The sequence below is a fragment of the Micromonospora sp. HM5-17 genome (assembly GCF_003762835.1).
GTDB lineage: Bacteria > Actinomycetota > Actinomycetes > Mycobacteriales > Micromonosporaceae > Plantactinospora.
Genome location: NZ_RJWA01000009.1, coordinates 118,825 through 140,424 on the forward strand (window position 1 = coordinate 118,825; position 21,600 = coordinate 140,424).

The following is a 21,600-nucleotide window of genomic DNA, read 5'->3' on the forward strand; positions in this document are numbered from 1 at the left end:
CGGACCGGCCCCGGTTCCTCCGCCGGGACCGCCGCCTCCCACCGGAACCGACCGTCGCCGTCCTGGCCGGACCGTCGCCGGCGACCGGTACGCCCGCGTGCGCCCCACTGGTCGCGCGTGGCCCCGTTCGCCCTGTTCGCGCCCTGGCCGCGCCGGCGCGACGTCCCGACCGGGTACCCGGACGACGTCCGTGCCGGCTCAGCTCAGCAGGTAGAACCCGCCGAGGCAGAGCGCGGCGAGCACCGCCAGGACCGACAGTCCGGCGACCGCGACGACGAGCACCTGCCACCAGGTGTCCGGCCGGGACAGGAACGACCGCGCCAGGGGCGGCCGGATCGCGGCCTCCGCCGCCTCCACGCTCGCCCGGGCCCGGCGCAGCGCCGCCCGTACCGCCTCCGGGCCACCCGCCATCGCCTGGGCCGCCGCCACCACCTCCGGCTCCGTGGGCGTCAGCTCCCCCTCCGGCACGCCGAGCCCGCGAAGCCGGGCCTGCTGCGGTACCAGCCGGGCGCGGAGCGCGGTCAGCTCCTCCCGGGCGGCGTGGACGCTCCGGGCCTGCTCGCTCGCTGCCGTGGCCGCCTCCCGGCGTACCGCGTCGAGGCGCTGCGCGGCGGTTAGGTACTCCCGCCAGGCGTCGTCGCTCATGGCGTACGCCTCCTCGGGCGGGCGGCGAAGGGCACGATCAGGGTCGCCCGCTCGGTCCGCCGGTCGTAGAGCAGCGCCCGCCCGGGACGCGGACGCCACGGTACGTTCCGGCCCAGGACCAGCCCCACCTCCCGCTCCGGTACGTCCAGGAAGACCAGGTTGTCGATCGGTGACCCCGGTGCCTCCGTCGGCTCCGGCCCGGACCCGAGGGCGAGCTGGGCGACGAACCGGCTGGCCGCCCGCCACCAGGAGATCAGGTGCAGCCCCCGGGACGGTCCGTCCCGCAGGACGGCACGGAACCGTTCCGGGGGCAGGGCCTCGCGGCGCCACTCGTCCATCCCGAACACCACGAGGTAGCCGGGGCGGGCCTGCTCCAGCGCCCCGGTCAGGCCGGCTCCGTCGACCCGGTCCACCGGGTGCCGTCGGGCGAGGTCGGCGCCGAGCGCGTCCGCGACGGCCCGTCCCTGGTCGGCCAGCGCGGCGACCACGAACCGGACGCTGCCCGCCGGATGCTGGCGCGCCAGGTCGCGCGCGGCCGCGTCCAGGACCTCCGCTCCGGCGTCGCCGGGACCGAGCACCGCGAGATGCTGGCCGGGCACCGGATCGAGCGGGACCGCCGCCATGCGCAGCGGGACGTCCACCACCCGGCCGAGCAGCGCGTGTGCCGACCGTGTGGCCGCCGCGCCGTCGCCGGCGGTCGTGTCACCGACGGGCTCGGCACCGCCGGCCGCCGCACCGTCCGCCCCCGACTTCGGCGCTCCGGTCCCCGCGCTCTCCTCCGTCACCGCGGCGGCCCGCGGGGCCGGAACAGCGGCTCGTGCGGATGCTGCCGGGTCGGGTGGGCCCACGGATGGCTCCTCGGGCCGGGGCGGGGCGAGGTATCCGGTGAAGACGACGGGGGCGGGCGTCGACGGCGGGCGCTCCGCCCAGAGCCGGTGCCGCAGTCCGGCGAGGAGCCTCTCGTCGGCGTGCGGGTCCGGGAACCGGACCACCCGTTCGTGCCCCCGGGTGGCGCCCCGCGGGCCGCCGAGGCCGCCGGCGGTGTTCACCACCGCGGCTCCGAGCGGTAGCCCGGCTGCCGCGTCGTTCGCCGGCTCCAGCACGTCCGCGCCGCCGGGCAGCGCCACCCGGACCGGGAACTGGGCGAAGACCGAGTCCCGCCGGTCCCGCAGCGGGGCCAACGCCGGCGCCGGCCGGCTGGCGAGGATCAGGTGGACGCCGGCGGTACGACCCCGGCGGGCCACCGACTCCAGCCGGGCGAGCGCCTCGGCCCCCACCGCGTCCTGCTCCGCGAGCAGGACGGGAAACTCGTCCAGGACGCAGAGGATCCGAGGCGGCTTCGGCCGGTCGCCGTCGCCCCCCGCCGGGTCGACCGCGGCCGTGCGCCGGTCCAGCTCCGCGTCGAGTTCGCGGAGCACCGCGAGACCGTACTCCCGGTCGGCCTGGACGCCGGCGGCCCGGACGTGCGGCAGCCACGGCCGGTCGCCCTCGGCCGCCTCGCCGTCGGCCCAGAGTTCCTCGCTCTCCGGCAGAAAGCCGTCGGCCTCCGGCCCCGGGCCGCGTTCGGCGGGAACGAACTCGGCGAACGCGGCTCCCTCCGCGAAACTGACCAGGTAGACGGCAAGATCCTCGGGGTGGTACCGGGCGCAGAGGCCGTAGAGGACGTTGACCAGGAAGGCGCTCTTGCCGGCGCCGGCCCGGCCTCCGACCAGCCAGTGCGGGGTGCGTTCGTCGAAGCCGAGCGTCACGGTCCGATCGCCGTCGTGCCCGACCGGGGTGCTGAGCCCGTCGGCCGCGTGCTCGGTCCAGAGCTTCTCCGGTGGATCCGGTAGCAGGTCGGCGAGGGTACGCCGGTAGTCGGCGTGGAACCGCGCGGCAAGTTTCCGGCAGACCCGGTCCAGCAGGGCCGGCGGTGGGGCGTCGTCGAGGAAGACCGGCGCGTTGAGCCCGGCCGGGGGCGGCTGTGCGCCCGGCGTGGTGAACGAGCCGCCCGGCGGGTCGCCGACCAGCGCGTACGGGTTGCGGACCGAGATCATCGTGCTCCGGGGCAGCGGCGGCTGGGTCGTCTCCTCGGTGAGCGGCGGCGGGGGCCAGCCCGCCACCAGCAGGTGTAGTCCGGCCTCCGGGCCCGTGCGGGCCAGCGCGCCGAATCGGGCCAGATCCTCGCCCTCGGTCAGCTCCGGCAGCGAGCCGATCACCAGCAGCAGCGTCCGGTCGTGCCGCTGGTGGCGGGTGTCGGTGGGGCGGGTCGGCCGTACCCAGAGCTCCGCCTCGGCCAGTACGGTCCGCAGCCCGACCTGGTCGGCGACCGGCGGCGGCATCAGGCCGGCGTCGGCGAGCGGGGCGAACGGGGCGAAGAGCTCCCCCTCGGTGGCCGCGTCCACGCCCCGGACCAGCAGCGACCCGGCCGGGGCGGCGGCGAGCAGGCGCAGCAGTACGGCCTGGAGCAGTCCCGCCACCCGGGGATCCCGACTGTCGGCGTCAACGGTGAGATGGCCGGTGCCGAGCAGCGGTACCACCACCGGAAAGCGTGCGTCGTCCAGCGGTTGAGCGACGCCGACCCGGACGAAGGCCGGCAGCCCGGGCCCGCCGAGCGGAGCGTCCGCGGACTGGGCGTCGAGCGGCGCGCCGAGCCAACCCGGGGTGAGCCGGCTCGCCGCGGCCCGGAGCAGTTCGGCGAGCTCGTGCTGCTCGCGCTGGCTGGCGGGGGCCGGCCGGATCGTCTCCAGTACGCCGGCGGCCGCGGCCGTGATGGCGGCGGCCTGCCGGTGCAGCCCGACGGCCCCCGCGCTACCGGGTCCCCAGCGGTACGTGGCGGCGTGGCTGACCCGTTCCCTCCAGGTGTCCACCGCACCAACTCCTCCGCCGTCGGCCGTGGCCGGCGCCTGTTGTTTCGCTGAGACGGTATCCCAGCAGGCCGGTCATCGTTGCGAACCCCGGCGGGCTGTCGAGCCGAGACTGCCAGCATTGATAGCGGAAAGTTATAACGCAATCTCTTATGGTTACCAAGCTGGAATCCGCGGCCATTGGGTACCGGGGCGCCAGCCGATAGCCTCAGGGTGTGGAATCCGCGCACCCCCCGGCCGATTCCCAGGTGTCCCGGCTCCCCAACCAGCGGACACCGGCCGGACCGGCCGTACCCGAGCCGCCGGTCGCGCCGTCTCCGACGCCCCCGGATCCCACCGCCGCGCCCGTCGCGGAACCTGTGGCGGCTCCGGCTCCCCCGCCCACGCCCGCACCACCACCCGCTCCCGCGCCGTCTCCGGCGCCGACGCCCAGCCCGGTGCCGCGCCGCCGCCCCTGGCGGATGGTCCTGACGGTGGTCGCCGCGGCGACCGCGCTCTTCTGCCTGGCCGGTGTCGCCGTCGCCTACACCATCTACGACCGCGTCACCGCCCCCGACCGGAGCGCCCCGGACGTCACCGTCGACAACTACCTACGGGCCTTCATGGTGGACCACAACGACGTCCTGGCCGAGCAGTTCACCTGCGACGACTCCGGGTCCGGGCTCGCCGAGCTGCGCGCCCTGCGCGACGACCTGGCGGCGCGGGAGCAGCGGTTCCAGGTCACCTTCGTGGTGCGGTGGGGCCCGCTCGACGTGCGGACCCGGGGCGACGTCGCCGAGGTCCACGTCGAACTGGTCATCTCGTACCCGGTGGGGAACCTCTCGAGCACCGACCACCAGCCGTGGCGGTTCGTGACGCGCGAGGACGACGGCTGGCGGGTCTGCGAGGCACACCGCGCCTGAGCCGTCCGCCCGACCGCCCGGCACGTCCTCGCGGCTGGCCCGGCCGAGGCGGCTGCGCCCGGCCCCACCCCGCTCGCCGGCCACCGGCACCGCCCCACGATCCAGGCCGGCCCCGGCCGGGCGGGTTCCGGTCGCGGAGCGCTACTCGATCCAGAGCAGGTGCACCGGCACCTCCTGCGTGGTCGGGGGCCGTCCGCTCCACGCCCAGCGGTACCAGTCGAGTTCGGTGGCGACCCGGACGCAGATGTCCCCCTCGGCGCTGGTGTAGACCTCGGTGACCGCCCGCAGGTCACGCTGTTCGCCGGTCTCGTCGACCCGGACCACCCGGCGACCGGAGACCGCGTCCGCCTCGACGACCGGCACCGGCGGCGGATGGCTCGGCGCGTCCAGCGACACCAGCCGGGAGACGACGTCGCCGCGGGCGGGCCGGGGGATGGGAGGCCCGTCGACACCCCACCGCGGCGGATCGCCGAGGACCTCCACCCAGACCCGTTCCGCCGGGACCAGCGGGGCGAAGACCTCGATTCGCTCCGCCTCGGCCCGGTACCACTCCTGCTCCGGCAGCACCGGCACGTACGTCCGGCTGCCCTGCACGACCCGCTCGTCCGCGCGCAGGTCGCTCCGCCAACCCAACCCGGGCAGCCCGATCAGCACCCGCCGGCCGCGCAGCTCGACCCGTTCGTTGGCGGCGACCACCAGCACCGGACGGGGTGGGGCCGGGGCCCAGTCGGGCTGCCCGGCGAACGGATCGGGGAGGGGGTCGTGGTTCATCGGCACGGCTCCGCGCGGGTCACTGGTCGGCGGTGAACGGGGCGCCCCTGGCCTGCATGAACGGTACCGGGTCGATCGCCCCCCGGCTGCTGCGGTCCCGGTTGAGGTGCACCTCGAAGTGCAGGTGCGGTCCGGAGGAGTTGCCGCTGGACCCGACGTAGCCGATCACCTCGCCGGCCCGTACCGTGTCGTTCTTCCTCACCAGCGGCTTCCGCACCATGTGGCAGTATCGGGTGATCACGTCGTCCGCGTGCAGGATGTCGACGAACCAGCCGCAGCCGCCCTTGCCCGGGTAGCCGTCGACGTTGCAGCTCAGCCGTCCCCGGTTGTCGGGATCGCACCGCGAGACGATCACCTTGCCGGCCGCCGCCGCCCGGATCGGGGTTTCCTTCTTCGCTCCGATGTCGACGCCGTTGTGCGACGGCCGGCTGGCGGTCCGGAAGCCGGAGCCGACGGCCCCCGGGATCGGCGCGGTCCAGCCGGAGGCGGCGATGTCGGCACCGTCCGCGCAGGACAGGTCGACGCTGGCGCCGTCCGCCCGGCCCGCCCCGCCGGTCAACGCGCTGACGATCGCCTCCGCCTCCGGCTCGTGCTCGGCGTACGCGTCGGGGTAGGCGCTGACCTGCACCGCCTGGGCCGCCACGGTGAGCGGCCGGTTCTGCCAGTCCGGCACCGTGAGCAGCTTCTCGTAGAACTTCGTCGACGCGTAGACCGGATCCTGCACCTGTTGCGGGGTTCCCCAGCCCATGCTCGGGCGCTGCTGGAACAGGCCGAGCGAGTCGTGGTCGTTGGCCGTGCCCAGGTGACCCAGGTTGCGCAGCGTCGACTCCTGGATCGCCGTCGCCACCGCGATCACCCAGCCCCGGGGCGGGACGTCCAACTCGATCCCCACGTTGATGATGATCGCGGCGTTCCGCATCTGGTGGGCGTCGTACGGAGGGACCAGCGGGAGGTCGCCGTCGACGTCGATCCGCCCCTCCGTGCCGCAGCCGAGGGTGAGCGCGTACGCGTTGTCCTCCTCGACGGCGTACATGGTCATCACGAACGCCGTCGCGCCGCCGGCGCAGCAGAGCAGCGCGAGCACGGCGGTCAGCCCGAGCGCCAGGGTGGCCCGCCGGACCGGCCGTCGGCGGGGAAAAACCATCTCCTACCCACCTCCCCGATCGTCAGCCCCGCTGCCAGTTCACCGTGTCGACCCGCCACCGGCCCTCCTCGGCCTCCAAGCCGAGCCGCAGCTCACCGGTGTCGACCGGGAGCACCACCTCGACCAGGCTGTCGGTGACCGGCACGGTGCGCGGCTCCCCGGTGATCCGCTCCGCCGGTATGCCGGCCGGGTCGACCCCGGCGAGCTTGTCGAGCAACTCCTCGGTGGCGTACGGCCGCAGCCCGTCGTGCCACTGCGCGGCCGTGACCCCGGCGCGCCGGAGCCAGGCGTCGGCGAAGGCGCGGGCCACCTCGGCCGGCTCCGGGGCGCCCGGGCTGGTCCACGGGCTCGGCTCCTCGACCACGGTCAGCCCGTCGTCGCCCGCCTCGGCGTCGCTGGTGCTGATCGGCGGCACGGCCCCGCCGGGCAGTGGCGGCCGGGCGTCCGTGGGGCCGGCGACCAGCCGGGCGGCACCGACGATCCCGAGCACCAGTACGGCGATGCCGAGCGCCAGCCCCAGCCGGGAGCGCAGCACCCGGGTGACGAGGTACTCGACGACGCGGCGCATCTGTCACCTCGCCTCGGATCGGACCCTCGGCGCCCGGGCCGGCGCCGGTGTCGGGTCCGCCGACGGCGTGGAGTCGGGCCGGTAGATGACGTACGACGGGTTCTCGGCCGGCACGTCCGGCTCGGTCCACTCCGTCGGGCGGCGCCGGACCGGCCGACTCCGGGTCCCCGTGCCGACCTCGGGCTCCGACTCGCCGGAGCGGGTGGTGGTCTCGATCTCCGCCTCGGTCCGTTCTCGGCGGGAGTCGACGGTGGGCACCGGCTCCTCCCGTCGGGCCTCCGGTCGGGTCGTGATGGTGGTGTAGGTGCGGTTGTCGTTCTTGACCTGGATGACGACGTCGCCGTCCTCGTCGCCGAGCCGACCGCCGGACCGGATGTCGCGCAGGAACCGGCGGTGCCAGGAGCCCGGCGAGGCGATCACCGCGGCGCTGTCCTTGCCGCCGAGCTGGGTGATCCGGCGGTACGGCCGCAGCAGCAGCCAGCCCACCACGCCACAGAGCCAGACCAGCACCACCTGGAGCCAGCCGGGCAGGGTCGGGGTGCTCATCACCAGGTCGACGGCGAAGAGGTAGACCGCGGCGCCGGTGCCGAAGATGGCGATGTTGAAGACGGCAGCCACCACCGCGTTGCCGAGCCGGCGCAGCCCGGCGCTGGCCGGGCGCATCAGTCCGATCGTGCCCAGGATCGGGGCGGCGATCACCGCCCACCGGAAGAGCAGGAACCCGAGGAGCACCAGCACCGAGGCGGTGATGTCGAAGAGCGCGAAGAGCACCGCGGCGAGGATCGCGATCAGTCCGGCGCCGACCCGGTCGGAGTCCCGTGCCCCGCGCAGGTACTCGTACGCCTCGGGGTCCTCGACCCGGATCTGCTCGGCGACCTTGCGCCACTGGTTCTGCTTCGCCTTCACGGTGGCCGCCCGCGTGTCCGGGTTGTTCCGGACCCGCTCGGCCTCCTCCCAGGTCAGCGACTTGGCGTCGTAGAGCGCCCGACCGTACTTGCGAGCCGTCTCGCTGTCGGCGGAGCCGAGGACCCCGCGCAGCCAGTTGCGGTACAGCATCGTCTCGGTGACCGTGTCGCTGGCCCGCAGCGCCGGCGGCCGGTTGTCGGCGCAGGTGCCGCCGGTCGGCGCGGCGCACTCCTCCGGCGGGATCGCCTTCGGACGCGGCCCGACCGCCTCGTGGACGACGTTCAGGGTGGTGACCAGGCTCTGGTCGGCGAGGTTCGCCGAGCTGACCGGCCACCTGGCGATCGCGGTCACCACCACCATCACCAGGATGGCCCAGCCGGCCGTGGTGATCGCGTTGCTCATGTCGGACTGCCGGGATCGCCAGAGCAGGTAGAGGCCGACCACGCAGAGGGTGATCAGGCCGAAGACGCTGAAGACCCGGTCGTAGACGGCTCGGGTCGCCTGCTCGACCAGCGGGTCGGCCCAGTCCCACATGCTGCCCGGGTCCCAGGCCCGCTCGCGCAGCGCGTTCGAGGCGCCGATGATGCCACCGGCGAACCGGATCTCGAAGTCGGCGAGCTTGTTGACGACCTTGCTGCCGGGGTCGATCACGTCGGAGGCGCAGCCGCCGCTGTCGTCGTACGTCTCGTAGCTGTAGCCGGCGTGGCCGTACTCGGTGTAGAGGCCCTTCAGACCCGGCTTCCTGCTGGCCTCGTGCCGGGTGGCGAAGAAGCCGGCGACGCCGGAGTCGGGCTCGCTCGGCACCGGCGCGTTCAGGCAGTGCAGGTTGGCCTCGCTGACGTCGGCGAGCCGGTCGACGCAGCTCCGGAAGTCCGCCTCCCACTCGGCGGTGGTGCACAGGCCCGCCGGGGCCCGGGTCGGGACCGGGGCGGCGGCCGCCGGAGCGGGGGTGCCGAGCACCGGCCAGACCAGCGTGGCGACGGCGAGCACCCCGATGACGAGGAGCAGGGCGGCGACGCGCGCCCGACGCTCCGCCGGTGAACCCTTCGCAACCTGGACGACGCGGCGCGGGCCGGCGTGACGAGCCGCACGTGGAGGTTGACCAGGGTTCATCGCTCAGTCCTCCAGGTCCGCGGCGGGGGAGGGGGCGTTCGGGGTGGCGGCCTTGACCGCTACCGGGGTGGTGTCGAGGTGCTCGAGCAGGCCCGGCACGTAGGAGACGTCGACCCGGACCTTCTGCACCCGACCGTCGACGTCGCGCATCACGAACTCGCGGAAGCCGAGCCGGTCGGCGGAGCTGGTGTCGACGGCGGAGAGCGAGGCGAGGGTCGCCTCGTACCCGTCGTTGACCGGCACCCGGAGCAGCCGCAACGCCTCGGAGGCGATCTCCTCGTCCTCGGCGATCCGGCCGACGAAGACCGTGGAGACCAGGTTCTGCACGTCCAGCCCGAGGATGTCCTTCGGGTTCTGCGAGGAGACCAGCGCGGCGAGGTTCCACTTACGGGAGTCCCGGGCGAGCCGCACCAGGAACGACCGACCGGAGCGCCACCCTTCCATGAAGTGGGCCTCGTCGAGGCCGACCAGCTTGCGCTGCGACATCGAACCGCCGTAGCAGCGCCGGACCGCGAGCCGGTGCGCGGTGTGCAGCATCGGCAGCGCGAGCGCCTCCTCGGCCGACCAGTACTCCCGCTCGATCTTCAGGTCCGGCAGCCGCAACCCGGCCATGGTGATCACGGTGAGGGTGGCGTCGCCGCCGACCATCTCCTGCGGCGGCCGGCCGAAGAAGAGCAGCGCCAGCGGCATCTCCGCGGTGTCGAGCAGGAGGTTGGCCAGTTCCCGGCCCTCCTCCTCCTGGCCGTTCAGGCAGGCCACCACGTCGTCCAGAGTGGAGCTCTCCTCGGCCGGCACCTGTCGGACCGCGTGTCGCAGCAGGGTCGCGGTGGAGGCCTCCCGGGCCACCTGAGGCGGCACCAGCATCATGCAGATGTCCTGGACCAGCATCCGGCGCTCGGCCCGGGCGTTCGAGACCGCGATCTGGTACTCCCGGTCGCCGGCGGACCCCTCCGGGAACTCGCTGCGTCGCGGGGTGGGGATCAACGCGTACGGCGCCAGCGTCCCCTGCTCGGAGCCGGTCAGGTTCACCACCCGCGAGTACGGCCGCAACTCGGGCATCTGGGCCAGCCGGGCCAGCGGACCCGAGGGGTCGAGCAGGGTCACCTGGACCCCGCGCCGGGCCGCCAGGTAGCCGAGCGCGCCGAGCAGCGTCGACTTGCCACCGCCCGGTTCGGCGACGAAGACGGCGAGGCCGGAGCGTTCCCGAACCTCCATCGGGAAGTGCAGGTCGAGGAAAACCGGCCGGCGGCAGGTGCCGGCGGTCCGACCGATCAGGTCGCCGCGCCGGTCGCCGACGGTGGAGGCGGCCTGCGGCAGCGCGGCGGCGAGCAGGTTGACCGGCATCCGCCGCAGGTAGCCGGTGTTGGCGACCGGCTCGCCGGGAATGAACTCCCGGGCCAGCCAGTCCTGGTTCTTCGGGTGTTGCAGCGAGATCCGCAGCTCCCGGGAGTAGAGCTGGATGAGCCGCCGGGCCCGTTCCAGGCACTCTTCCCGGGTACGACCGCCGACCGCGATCCGGTGCCAGCCGTGCGCCCGGGCGGAGTCGACCGGCAGGCCGGTGGTCATCTCGTCGCCGATGATCAGCGCCCGCTTGGCGAGCCGTTCCAGCTCGGGTGGGGCGTCGATGCCGTGCTCGGCGTAGTCGAGCTGCTGGGACCGGATCATCCGGAGCCGGTGCTCCAGGTTCCGGAACGAGTCCCCGGGGCCGAGGATGTCGACCCGGGTGGAGAGCTCCATCGGCCAGGGCAGCCGCTCGTGGAAGTGCAGCCAGGGCTCGTGGCGTTCCGGGATCTCCAGGGGCTCCATCCGCCCGACGGTGAGGACGGCGACGTGTCGCTCCTCGCCGGTCATCCGGTTGACCAGCTTGACCGTGGAGCCGTACGGGGTGCGGTAGCGCTCGATCTGCTCGGTCAGGGCCAGCAGGTCGCCGCGTTCCCACCGCCCGTTGGTGACCGGCGAGAGGGCGCTGGGCGGCGCCATGCAGAGCGCGACCGAGCGGTAGAGCAGCCACTCCAGCTCGTCGGGCGTGACCTGCCGCCCCCGCATGCCGAACGCGCCGAGCACCTCGTCGAACTGTCCCACGGTGCGGCCCAGCTTGCGGCGTTCTCCGTCGGCCACGCCCCGACCGAAGACCCGGAGAATCCGTTCGACCAGGTTGTTCCCGAGTGACCGGCGGGCGAAGGTGACCCCGAGGTAGGTCTGCCCCTCGGCGTGGTTGACCGAGAGCAGGTGACGCTGGGCCGCGACCAGGTGGTCCGACCAGCTCGGGGCGCCAGGGACCGGGGGCAGCGGCGCCGGGGTGTGCGCGTCGATGGTGCGGGCCCACTCGTCGGCCGGGAACGGCCGGGTGGTTCGCCGCAGGTGGAGCCGGAACCCGGCGAGGCCGGCGTACTGCTCGGAGATGGCCCGCAGCAGCGCCTCGCGCTCGGCGTCCGGCCGGAAGGCCCAGCGCACCTCCGGCAGCCAGTACCAGGCGGTGACGGTGTTCGGGGTGAAGGTGAGGTGGCCGGCGATCTCGGTGATCGCGAGTTCGACGGCGGGGTCCCGGTCGCGGAACCGCACCTTCGGGGGGCGGATCGGCTTCGGTTTCGTGAGTGGGGCGGGCCGCGATCGGGCGGGCTTCGCCTCCCCACCCCGGCCGGCCTTCTTCGCCGTACGCTGCTTCGGCGGCACCACCGGCTCCGTGCCGCGGTCCGGGGCCCCGCTCCGGGACCGCGCCGACGGCCCGCCGGGGTCGTCGGGCTCCCGGACCGGCGGAAGCGGCCCGGAGCGCTCGGGTTCGCGCTGGTGCGGCGCGGGTACGGGGGCGGGGCGGGCGGCCTCCGGCACGGGCGGGACGGCCTCCGGTGCGACGCCGGGTGCCGGTCCCGGCTCCGGACCCCATCCGGCGGGACGGCGGGGGGCCGGCGGCGTGTGCGGGGGCCCGGCCGCTACGGGCACGGCCGGGACCGGCACCGTCGCGGCGGGGGGCGGCGCGACGGCGGTCGGGGGTGGCGTCGGCACGCCGCTCGGGGCGACCACCGGCGGCGGGGGCGGGACCGGGCCGGTGCCGAAGAGGTCGAGGAAGGGCGAGTCGATGTCCGGGTGCTCGATCGGCACCGGCCGGGCCGGCTGGGACCGCGTCGGTTGTGGAGTGGGCCGGGGGCGCTTCCGGGCCGGCGGCTGGGGGGCCTGGAAGACGGCGACGCCGCCGTGCCCGGTGTTGCTGAGCAGCGCCGGGTCGTACTCGGTTTCGTCCACATTGTCCGACGTCAGGTAGTCGGAGTGCTGCGTACCGTGACCATGGCTGTCGGCCCGCCGGCCGGCCGGGTACGGCGAACCCGGCGGAGAGGGGCGCGTCATACCCGTGCCTCGCCGCGGTGGGTCACCATCTCGCTCCGCTCGCTCATGACGTCTCCTCGCTCCGTTCATCGTCGTCATGAGCAGGACGAATGAGTCGACTCATTCCGCTCATGTCACCTGCTCCCGGATCCTGATGCGGGACGCGACCAGCCGGGGGTCGCGTTGCTCCTTCGCCGGCTCGCGGGTACGCCGCCAGTCGGTCAAGGCGGTGCGGATGACCATCCGGGCGGGCCGGTCGGGATCGACGTGCCGAAAGATGAATGAGGTGGTGACGATGGCGAGCGCGATCTCCCAGGCGGGGATCAGCTCGACCTTGAACGTGAAGAGCCAGTGGATGAACATGTAGAGCGGCACCAGCACCATGAACAACCCGTACTGCGCGTAGGGCAGGTGCACGGGCAGGGTGTAACCGGGCGGCCCGAGGTAGACCAGGCGGGCCCGATAGATGTCGTCGTCGGTGCGCAGCCGCATCTGTGGTCCGGTGGCTACTCGAAGATCAGGTTGATCAGGTAGTCGCCGACGAAGAACAGGGTCGCCGCGCCGGCGATGAACGCGAGGCCGAGGATCGCGATCGCCGAGCTGGTCAGCACCTTCGAGATCTCGCCGCGGCTGGCCCGCCCGATGAAGATCACCCCGAGCGCGGCGAGCAGGATCGGTGCGATGTTGGTGGCGAAGAAGTTGACGACGCCATCGGTGTTGATGCCTGCGGGCCCCGGATCCTCCCCGGCCACGATCATGATCGAGTGGAGCGCGTGCGTGGCAGTCGGCGACGCCGTCTCCAGCAGCTCCATGGCGAACATCAGAATCCTCCCCGGTGCGGCGGCGGTCGCCCCCGCACAGTTGTGTCGTGCCCGGTCAACCGGGTCGATCGTGGGGTGTTGATCGACCCTGCGTTTCGCAATCACCGCGTACGGTGACGGTTTCTGGGCGTCTTTGTCCTGTTTCGGCCCGTCTCTTAGGCTTCGGCATCTGGCTGATGCGAGCGTACGGCCCGGGTGTGTTCAGAACAAGCGGCGCCGAGTGACACCAATCCGTCCCGACCATCCGTTTTGCCGAGGCTGGTCGGGGTGGGCCGGACGGGCTACCAGGGACGGCCGGTAACGTCGACCCGTGACCGAGTCAGCGCAGCGCCCAACCGCGCCCGGCGGCGGCCGATCCACCGCGATCGCCGACCTCCTCCGTACCCCCGGACCGGTGGTGATGGGCGTACTCAACGTCACCCCCGACTCCTTCTCCGACGGCGGGCGCTACACCGACCTCGACGCCGCCGTCCGGCACGGTGTACAGATGCACCAGGACGGCGCGCACCTGGTGGACGTCGGCGGGGAGTCCACCCGGCCCGGCGCCGACCGGGTCGACGCCGAGACCGAGGCTCGCCGGGTGCTGCCGGTCATCCGGGAACTCGCCGCCGAGGGCGTGCCGATGAGCATCGACACGTACCGGGCCGGCGTCGCCGCCGCCGCGTTGGAGGCGGGCGCCACCGTCGTCAACGACGTCTCCGGCGGCCTCGCCGACCCGGACATGGCCAAGGTGGTCGTCGAGGCCAACTGCCCCTGGATCCTGATGCACTGGCGGGGGCACTCCAAGCGGATGCAGGAACTCGCCCACTACACCGACGTGGTCGCCGACGTGCGGGCCGAGCTGGCCCAGCGGGTCGCCGACGCGCTGGCCGCCGGCGTCGCCGCCGACCGTATCGTGATCGACCCCGGGCTCGGCTTCGCCAAGACGGCCGCCCACAACTGGCAGCTCAGCGCCCGCCTCCCGGAACTGGTCTCCCTCGGCTATCCACTGCTCTTCGCCTCCAGCCGCAAGTCGTACCTGGGCGCGCTGCTGGCATCGCCGGACGGCACGCCCCGGCCGACCGGAGAACGCACCGCGGCCACCGTCGCCACCAGCGTGCTGGCGGTCGCGGCCGGCGCCTGGGGGGTACGGGTGCACGACGTCCGCGAGACCGTGGACGCGCTGGCGGTCTGGGAGGCCACGGGGCGGCCCCGGGTGGTCGGCGCCGCGCCGGACCAGACGACGACGCCGGTCCCGGGACCGGCCGGCGGGAGGGAGCCGCGGTGACCGACCGGATCGTCCTGACCGGACTGCGGGCGCACGGCCGGCACGGCGTCTACGACGTCGAGCGCGCCCAGGGCCAGGACTTCGTCGTCGACGTGGTGCTGGAGCTGGATCTCGCCCCCGCCGGCCGCTCCGACGACGTCGCCGACACCGTGCACTACGGCGAACTCGCCGACCGGCTCGTCGCGATCGTGACCGGCGAACCGGTGAACCTGATCGAGACGCTCGCCGAACGGCTCGCGGCGGCCTGCCTCGCCGACCCCCGGGTCCGCGCCGCGACGGTCACCGTGCACAAGCCACAGGCGCCGATCCCGCACGAGTTCGCCGACGTGGCGGTCACCCTCACCCGGCGGAGGGAGGCGTGACCCGCGCCCTGCTCTCCATCGGCAGCAACCTCGGGGACCGGCTCGACCACCTGCGGATCGCCGTCGACCGGCTGCGTGACGTACTGCTGGTGGCGTCCGGGGTCTACGAGACCCCGCCGTGGGGGGATCCGGACCAGCCGACGTACCTCAACGCGGTGCTGCTGGTCGGCGCGCCCGAGCTGGGGCCGTACGACTGGCTGGCCCGGGCGCGGGCCGCGGAGGAGGCCGCCGGCCGGGTCCGCGACCCGGGACGGCGCTTCGGCCCGCGCACCCTCGACGTCGACGTGATCGCGGTCTGGACCGAGGAGGGCGAGCCGGTGCACAGCGACGACCCGGAGCTGGTCCTGCCACACCCCCGGGCCCACCAGCGGGCGTTCGTGCTCCGGCCGTGGATCGACATCCAGCCGTACGGGCGGCTGCCCGGCCACGGCTGGCTCACCGACCTGCTTGCCGCTGAGCCGGTCGCCAGCGACGTGCTGGACCTGCGCCCTCGGCCGGATCTGCGGCTAGAGTCGGAAACCGAACGAGACACAGGGGGCGAGCCGGCGTAACCGGTCGGCCGCACGGAGTGACGGAGGTGGGGCGGTGACCGACCGGCGGTCCTCGCCGCGTGGGCCGGCGCCCGACCGGGACCGGATGGGTCCGACCAGGCCCGCCACCCTGGTGGTGGCCGGTCTGGCCGCCGCGGCGCTGGCCTGGCTGCTGGTCTCCAGCTTCTACAGCCGGATTCCGCCCCTGCCCTGGCTGCCGACCGCGACCCTGCTCGGCCTCGCCGTCCTGGAGGCGTACGCCGCGGTCAACACCCGCGCCCGGATCGAGCGCAAGCCGGGCCGCGACCCCGTCGACCCGCTGGTCGTGGCCCGGTTCGTCGTGTTGGCCAAGGCGTCGGCGCTGGCCGGGTCGATCTTCGCCGGCTTCTACGCCGGGCTCGACGCCTGGCTGCTCGTCGAGCGGACCCGGGCCGCCTCGAACGACGTCCCGGCAGCCAGCGCCGGCCTCGCCGCGTCCCTGGCTCTGGTCGGGGCGGCGCTCTGGCTCGAGCGGTCCTGCCGGGTCCCCGAGCGTCCGGACCGGGACGCCGCGGACGCCGACCGGGAGCGGCGCGAGCAGCGCTGAGGAGTCCGCTCGACGTCCCGGGCGATGCCCGCCTGACCGCCGACTCGTCGCACATGGGGGGTTACGTCGAGCGGTGGAGCCGAGTACGGTGCCGACCGGGCCATCCATCGGATCAGCGCGATGGGGACCGGTTCCGCCGGATCGGCCCGATGTTCGACCGCTCCGCACCGCCAGGCCGTCCGGGGTGCGGGGGCCCGTACGGGGCGGACGGGACCAGGAGGCGCGGGCGAGATGGCGTACGACGATTCGATCTACCGGCGGCGGGAGGCCGGTGGCGGGGATCCGGTCGGTGCCCGGGAGGAGTCCTGGTACGGCGGCGACGCCGGCTACCGGGACGGCGGCGAGGCACGCGCCGGCTCCACCCACGTCCGGGGCCGGTTCATGGAGAACGCCGCGCCCGACGTACCGGGCGATCCGGAGCCGGCCGAGCCGGCGCGGCGCCGGGGCGTCTCGCCCACCGGGCCGGAGGACGCCTTCGACGACCCGGAGCACGGCGAGCCGGGGCGGGACCGGATGGGCGTGCACCTGCTCTGGGAGCTGGTCCTGCTGGTCGTGGTGGCGGTGCTCGTCTATCTCTGCAACCGGGACTACCCGGGGCTGCTGCGCGGCGATCGGCTCTCCAGCCTGCTGGTCTTTGGCACGGCACTCGGCCTGCTCACCCTCGCCGCCGCCCTGACCCTCCGGATCGGCGCCCCCAACCTCGCCATCGGTCCGGTCGGGGTCGCCGCCGCGCTGCACTTCGCCGAGAACTCCGACCACGGCGTGGTCGCGGTGCTGATCCCGGCGACGCTGATCGCGCTGGTCGGCGGGCTGGTGGTCGCGCTGCTGGTGGCGGGCTTCCACGTACCCGGCTGGGCGGCCAGCCTCGCCGCCGCGCTGGCGGTGGTCGTCTTCATCCAGCAACGGACCGGCCCGGTCGAGGTCCAGGGCGACTACGACCCGCGGCGGCACGCCCTCTACCTGTTCGGCGGGTTCGCGGCGGTCTCCGTCATCGCCGGGCTCTTCGGCAGCGTCACGACCGTACGCCGGCTGGTCGGCCGGTTTCGCCCGGTCGCCGACCCCGCGCTGCGGCGCGGCGCGGCCGCCGGGGTGATCGTCGTGTTCGGCACCGTGCTGTCGATGGTTCTCGCGGTGCTGGCCGGGGTGCTGCTCGCCGCCGGTGGCAGCGGGCGGGTCGCCCCGACGACCGGGTTCGAGTGGACCGGACTGGCGCTCGGGGCCGCGCTGCTCGGCGGGGCCAGCGCCTTCGGCCGGCGGGGCGGGATCGCCGGCGGGCTCCTCGCCGCCACCGCGCTCACCCTCTTCATCTCGTACGCCGACGAGCGGAACCTCGACATCGCGCCGGCGGCGGTCGCCGCGGTCGTGGTGGCGGCCGGGCTGGTGGTGACCCGGCTCGTCGAGACGTACGGCCGGCCCGGCTCGTCCGACGGTGAGGCCGAACCGGAGTGGGAGCCCGAGCCGGCGGGGGTGGCCCGTTCCGGATGGGGCGGCACCCGGAGCGACCCGGTGCCGGAGCCCTGGGGAGTCTCCCCGTCGAGCCACCCGGGTGAGAGCCGGGACCGCTGGGGTGGCGACCGCTGGGGTGTCCCGGAGCGCTGACCAGGGCGGACGGCAGTGCGGGCGGCTAGGCTCGGCGTATGACCGAGTCAGGCTCCGGGCACCGGCCGCCGAGCTTCGCCGAGCTGGACGCGCTCTCCACGGAGGAACTGCGGGAGCGGGCCTTCGCGCTGGCCCGTCGGCGCCGCGATCTCGGGTTCTTCTGGTCGGTGTTCCGGCACCTGCCGAACGCCGACGAGGCGGCGATCCTGGACGGCTCGCCGAACGCCGCCGGCCCCACCGTGGACGAGGCGGTCGCGCTCTGGCGGGAGTTCACCGGGCACGGCTACGAGGAAACCGCGCCGCTGCTGCGGGCCGCCTTCATCGACTACCTGCGGCGGGCCTGAGCCACGACCCGAGGCGTCCGGGTTCTCTTCCTGCTCCCCGGCTCCCAGCCGGCCCGGGCCCGGGTACGCGGTGGCCGGCGGGGCCGCACCTGACGACCGGCCGGTCCGCCGGTTCCGAGCCGGCTAGGGACCGAGGACGCGCTGCCGGCTCAACAGCCCCACCGGCTCCCCGCCCTCGCCGGTCACCCGCGCGCAGTCGGCGCCGGTGCCGAGCAGCAGGGCCAGGGCGTCGTAGAGCGACGAGCCGAGGGGCACGGTCGGCAGCTCCTCCGCGGCCCCGTTCGGCGGGAGCGGGGCCAGCAGGTCGGCGGTGACCGGGGTCACGGCCAGCCGGCGGATGGCCCGGTCGGCACCGACGAACTCGCGGACGAACGGGGTGGCCGGTTCGCCGAGCAGGACGGCCGGGTCCGCGTACTGCTCCAGCCTGCCGCCCTGGGAGAGGACCACGATGCGGTCGCCGAGCCGGACCGCCTCGTCCAGGTCGTGCGTGACCAGCACAATCGTCTTGCGTACCTCGGCCTGTAGCCGCAGGAACTCCTCCTGGAGTCGGGCCCGGGCGATGGGGTCGACGGCCGAGAAGGGCTCGTCCATCAGCAGCACGACGGGATCCGCCGCCAGCGCCCGGGCCACCCCGACCCGCTGTCGTTGCCCGCCGGAGAGTTCGTGCGGGTAGCGCCGGCCGAAGACCGCCGGATCGAGCCCGACCAGGTCGAGCAGCTCGGCGGAGCGGTTCCGGATCCGGGACCGGGACCAGCCGAGCAGCCGGGGCACGGTGCCGACGTTCGCCAGCACGGTCTGGTGGGGGAAGAGGCCGACGTTCTGGATGACGTACCCGATCCGGCGCCGGAGCTCCACCGGGTCGGCGCGGGTCACGTCCTCGTCGCCGAGGAGGATTCGCCCCGAGGTCGGCTCGATCATCCGGTTGATCATGCGCAGCACGGTGGACTTGCCGCAGCCCGAGGGACCGATGAGCACCACCAGCTCGCCGGTACCGACCGTCAGGCTCAACTCTCCGACCGCCACCGTCTCGTCCGAGTACCGCTTGTGCACCCGGTCGAGGGTGATCGCGGCGGTGTCGGGCGTTCCGGGGCTGCCGGCGGCACCGGCGACGCGGGCCTCCGGGGTAACGTCCACGTATGTCCTTCCGCATGATCGCCCAGGAGCGTCCGGGTAACCCGTGGTTCTCCTGGGACTACGTGCAGGGCAACTCCGACACGATCCTCGCCGCGCTGCGGGAGCACGCCGCGCTGACCGCCCAGGCGGTGCTGATCGCCACGGTGGTGGCGATCCCGCTTGCCGTGCTGGCGTACTGGGTCCGGCCGCTCACCGGGCCGATTCTCGCACTCTCCGGGGCGCTCTACACAATCCCGTCGCTGGCGCTGTTCGCCTTCATCGCGCCGTACCTCGGCACCGGCACCTCGACCGTGCTGGTCGGGCTCGTCGTCTACGCCCTGCTGCTGATCATCCGGAACACCCTCGCCGGGCTCAACCAGGTTCCGCCCGAGGTGCGGGACGCGGCCCGGGGCATGGGGTACGGCCGCCTCGCCCAGCTGCTCCGGATCGAGCTGCCGCTCGCGCTGCCCGGCATCCTCACCGGCGTACGGCTCGCCACCGTCTCGACGGTGGCGTTGACGACGGTCGGCGTCCTGGTGGGGCACGGTGGCCTCGGGCAGCTGATCCTCGGCGGGTTCCGCAACAACTTCTTCCGGGCGGAGATCATGACCGGCACCCTGCTCTGCGTGCTGCTGGCCCTGGTCCTGGACCTGCTTCTGGCGGGGGCGGAACGGCTCCTCACCCCCTGGTCCCGTCGGCGGGCGGAGGCCGGGTGAACCCGATCGACCAGGCGGTGCGCTGGCTCAACGACCCGCTGAACTGGACCAATCCCGGGGGGATCCTCGACCGGCTGGTCGAGCACCTGGGGATCTCGGCGGCGGCGGTCGCGCTCGGCTGCCTCGTCGCCTGGCCGCTCGGGCTCTGGCTCGGCCACATCGGCCGGGGCGGCGGCCTGGTGGTGCTGGTCTCCAACGTCACCCTCGCCATCCCGACCATCGCGTTGCTGACGATCCTGCCGCTGACCCCGATCGGGTTCGGCAAGCCTCCGGTGATTCTCGCGTTGGCGGTCTTCGCCGTGCCGCCGCTGCTGGCGAACGCCTACACCGGGATCCGGCAGGTCGACCCGGAGGTACGGGAGGCGGCACGCGGGATGGGCCTGTCCGGCGGGCAGTTGCTGCGTCGGGTGGAGCTTCCGCTGGCGGTGCCGTACCTGGCCGCCGGGTTCCGGACCGCCGCGGTGCAGGTGGTGGCGACCGCCGCGCTCGCCTCGTTCGTGAACGGGGGCGGACTGGGCCAGATCGTGGCGGCCGGGTTCGGCCTCGGCATCTCGGTCGGCGGGGGCCAGATCCTGGCCGGCGGTCTCCTCGTCGCCCTGCTCGCGCTCCTGGTCGAACTGGTCCTTGCGCTGGTCGAGCGGCTGGTGACGCCCCGACCGCTGCGTCGGGCGGTGCGTCGTACCCGCCGTCGGGCCGATCAGCGGGCCACCGCGGCGATCACCGGGTCCTGACCGCTCCGGCCGGTACGGACCCAGCCGTCACGGTCCTGACCGGTCTGGCAGCGGTGCGGACCGGCAATCGCACCTAGGTTTCGTCCCGTTCATGACGGATGCGAGCGGTTGTCCTGAAACCTTTTGTGACGATTCCATGACAAGGCTCGCCGCGACATTGTCGGCTCGAACCAGAGGATGTTTCGTAGACGGCACGGGCGACCGCATGTCGCTCGTCGGACACGCGGCCGGCCCACCCGGGTCGTGCCGGGACACAGGAGGCGGGCGTTTCATGCGGTTACAGACGCGTCTGGCGATCGGCGCCCTCGGCGCCGTGACGGTGGCCGGGATACTCGGCGGTTGCGGGGAGGCCGGTTCCTCGGGCACCCAGGCCCCGGCGACCGGGGCGCAGGGTGCTGGCTGCGCGCCGGTGGCCGGCAGCACGCTCCTCGTCCTCGACGACGACAAGAAGCTCCAGAACAGCGACAACATCATCCCGGCGATCAACAGCCGCGCGGCCCAACCGCCGTTGGTCGCCGCGCTCGACAAGGTCTCGGACAGCCTCGACACCGCGACGCTGATAAAGCTGAACCGGGCTGTTGACGTCGACCGGAAGTCCTCGAAGGTGGCCGCCGAGGAGTTCGCCGCCGCCCACAACCTGACCGCCGGGATCCCCACCGGCGGTAGCGGTTCGATCGTGATCGGGGCGGCGAACTTCAGCGAGAGCCAGACCCTCGGCGAGCTGTACCGGATCGCCCTCACCGCGGCCGGTTACCAGGCCCGGGTCCAGCAGATCGGCAACCGCGAGCTGTACGAGCCCGCCCTGGAGAAGGGCGAGATCCAGGTGGTTCCGGAGTACGCCGCCACCCTGGCCGACTTTCTCAACAACAAGCTCAACCGGCAGCCGGGCGGGGCCACCCCGCCACCGGTCTCCTCACCGGACCTCAACCAGACGCTGAACGCGCTGAAGGCGCTCGGCGAGAAGGTTGGACTCACCTTCGGCAAGGCTTCCGCCGCGCAGAACCAGAACGCCTTCGCGGTCACCCGCGAGTTCGCCGACAGGTACGGCGTCCGGACCCTCAGCCAGCTCGCCGAGAAGTGCTCCGGGACGGCGACCGTCCTCGCCGGACCGCCCGAGTGCCCGCAGCGGCCGAAGTGCCAGGTGGGGCTGGTACAGGTCTACAACTTCCAGGCGGGTCGGTTCAGCTCCTTCGACGCCGGCGGTCCGTTGACCAAGTCCGCGTTGACCCGAGGCGAGGCCAGCGTGGGCCTGGTCTTCTCCTCCGACGGGGAACTCGCCACCGGCTGAGGCGGCGCGACCGCGGCAGGGCGGTGG

20 protein-coding genes are annotated in these 21,600 nt (G+C 73.9%); 10 read left to right on the forward strand and 10 right to left on the reverse strand.

Annotated features, from left to right (window positions below; all coding sequences use genetic code 11):
* Positions 1-198 precede the first annotated feature (198 nt).
* Both EF879_RS27785 and EF879_RS22630 read right to left on the reverse strand, forming a co-directional pair.
* Positions 199-645, reverse strand: coding sequence for a hypothetical protein (locus EF879_RS27785; RefSeq protein ID WP_123561865.1), 447 nt, complete (start codon positions 643-645; stop codon positions 199-201).
* Entirely contained in the window at positions 642-3,494 is a 2,853-nt protein-coding gene (locus tag EF879_RS22630) for an FtsK/SpoIIIE domain-containing protein (RefSeq protein WP_233604673.1), read from the reverse strand. The genes EF879_RS27785 and EF879_RS22630 overlap by 4 nt, the downstream gene beginning before the upstream one ends.
* A 434-nt stretch (positions 3,495-3,928) precedes the next feature.
* Here EF879_RS22630 and EF879_RS22635 point away from each other — a divergent pair, with 434 nt between their 5' ends.
* Complete coding sequence (locus EF879_RS22635) at positions 3,929-4,393, forward strand: hypothetical protein (protein WP_233604674.1); 465 nt, start codon at positions 3,929-3,931, stop codon at positions 4,391-4,393.
* Between the two features lie 141 nt (positions 4,394-4,534).
* Here EF879_RS22635 and EF879_RS22640 read toward each other — a convergent pair whose 3' ends face one another.
* The 7 genes from EF879_RS22640 to EF879_RS22670 form a co-directional block, all read right to left on the reverse strand.
* On the reverse strand, positions 4,535-5,164 hold the full coding sequence (locus EF879_RS22640; protein WP_123561867.1) for a hypothetical protein: 630 nt from the start codon (positions 5,162-5,164) through the stop codon (positions 4,535-4,537).
* A gap of 19 nt (positions 5,165-5,183) precedes the next feature.
* Positions 5,184-6,308, reverse strand: coding sequence for a M23 family metallopeptidase (locus tag EF879_RS22645; protein WP_123561869.1), 1,125 nt, complete (start codon positions 6,306-6,308; stop codon positions 5,184-5,186).
* Between the two features lie 22 nt (positions 6,309-6,330).
* Positions 6,331-6,876: a hypothetical protein gene (locus tag EF879_RS22650; RefSeq protein WP_123561871.1), complete on the reverse strand. Its 546-nt coding sequence runs from the start codon at positions 6,874-6,876 to the stop codon at positions 6,331-6,333.
* A gap of 3 nt (positions 6,877-6,879) precedes the next feature.
* The gene (locus EF879_RS22655) at positions 6,880-8,895 is read right to left on the reverse strand and encodes an MFS transporter (protein WP_233604675.1); all 2,016 of its coding nucleotides are present in this window, start codon (positions 8,893-8,895) and stop codon (positions 6,880-6,882) included.
* Between the two features lie 3 nt (positions 8,896-8,898).
* Entirely contained in the window at positions 8,899-12,237 is a 3,339-nt protein-coding gene (locus EF879_RS22660) for an ATP-binding protein (protein WP_123561873.1), read from the reverse strand.
* A gap of 108 nt (positions 12,238-12,345) precedes the next feature.
* Positions 12,346-12,708, reverse strand: coding sequence for a hypothetical protein (locus EF879_RS22665; RefSeq protein ID WP_123561875.1), 363 nt, complete (start codon positions 12,706-12,708; stop codon positions 12,346-12,348).
* A gap of 14 nt (positions 12,709-12,722) precedes the next feature.
* Positions 12,723-13,037: a hypothetical protein gene (locus EF879_RS22670; RefSeq protein ID WP_123561877.1), complete on the reverse strand. Its 315-nt coding sequence runs from the start codon at positions 13,035-13,037 to the stop codon at positions 12,723-12,725.
* A 400-nt stretch (positions 13,038-13,437) separates the two neighbouring features.
* Here EF879_RS22670 and folP point away from each other — a divergent pair, with 400 nt between their 5' ends.
* The 6 genes from folP to EF879_RS22700 all read left to right on the forward strand — a co-directional run bounded on the left by folP (position 13,438) and on the right by EF879_RS22700 (position 17,725).
* Positions 13,438-14,304, forward strand: a complete 867-nt coding sequence (folP, locus tag EF879_RS22675; protein ID WP_370375549.1) for a dihydropteroate synthase — start codon at positions 13,438-13,440, stop codon at positions 14,302-14,304.
* A complete protein-coding gene (gene folB, locus EF879_RS22680; RefSeq protein ID WP_123561879.1) occupies positions 14,301-14,666 on the forward strand; it encodes a dihydroneopterin aldolase in 366 nt (121 codons plus the stop codon). The genes folP and folB overlap by 4 nt, the downstream gene beginning before the upstream one ends.
* Positions 14,663-15,217, forward strand: a complete 555-nt coding sequence (gene folK, locus EF879_RS22685) for a 2-amino-4-hydroxy-6-hydroxymethyldihydropteridine diphosphokinase (protein WP_123561881.1) — start codon at positions 14,663-14,665, stop codon at positions 15,215-15,217. The genes folB and folK overlap by 4 nt, the downstream gene beginning before the upstream one ends.
* An 85-nt stretch (positions 15,218-15,302) precedes the next feature.
* Positions 15,303-15,782, forward strand: a complete 480-nt coding sequence (locus EF879_RS22690) for a DUF3180 domain-containing protein (RefSeq protein WP_123562051.1) — start codon at positions 15,303-15,305, stop codon at positions 15,780-15,782.
* Between the two features lie 381 nt (positions 15,783-16,163).
* Positions 16,164-17,381 (forward strand): ABC transporter permease, encoded by a 1,218-nt coding sequence (locus tag EF879_RS27350; RefSeq protein ID WP_370375550.1) that lies wholly within the window; start codon positions 16,164-16,166, stop codon positions 17,379-17,381.
* 38 nt (positions 17,382-17,419) lie between these two features.
* On the forward strand, positions 17,420-17,725 hold the full coding sequence (locus EF879_RS22700; RefSeq protein WP_123561883.1) for a hypothetical protein: 306 nt from the start codon (positions 17,420-17,422) through the stop codon (positions 17,723-17,725).
* 123 nt (positions 17,726-17,848) lie between these two features.
* Here the strand turns inward: EF879_RS22700 and EF879_RS22705 are convergent, their stop codons facing one another.
* Entirely contained in the window at positions 17,849-18,859 is a 1,011-nt protein-coding gene (locus tag EF879_RS22705) for an ABC transporter ATP-binding protein (RefSeq protein WP_123561885.1), read from the reverse strand.
* Positions 18,860-18,861: 2 nt separating this feature from the next.
* Here EF879_RS22705 and EF879_RS22710 point away from each other — a divergent pair, with 2 nt between their 5' ends.
* From EF879_RS22710 to EF879_RS22720, 3 genes are all read left to right on the forward strand, one after another.
* A complete protein-coding gene (locus tag EF879_RS22710; RefSeq protein WP_123561887.1) occupies positions 18,862-19,554 on the forward strand; it encodes an ABC transporter permease in 693 nt (230 codons plus the stop codon).
* Positions 19,551-20,285, forward strand: a complete 735-nt coding sequence (locus tag EF879_RS22715; protein WP_123561889.1) for an ABC transporter permease — start codon at positions 19,551-19,553, stop codon at positions 20,283-20,285. The genes EF879_RS22710 and EF879_RS22715 overlap by 4 nt, the downstream gene beginning before the upstream one ends.
* A 271-nt stretch (positions 20,286-20,556) precedes the next feature.
* Positions 20,557-21,573 carry a glycine betaine ABC transporter substrate-binding protein gene (locus EF879_RS22720; RefSeq protein WP_123561891.1) on the forward strand — a complete coding sequence of 339 codons (1,017 nt, stop codon included), beginning with the start codon at positions 20,557-20,559 and terminating at the stop codon, positions 21,571-21,573.
* Positions 21,574-21,600 lie beyond the last annotated feature (27 nt).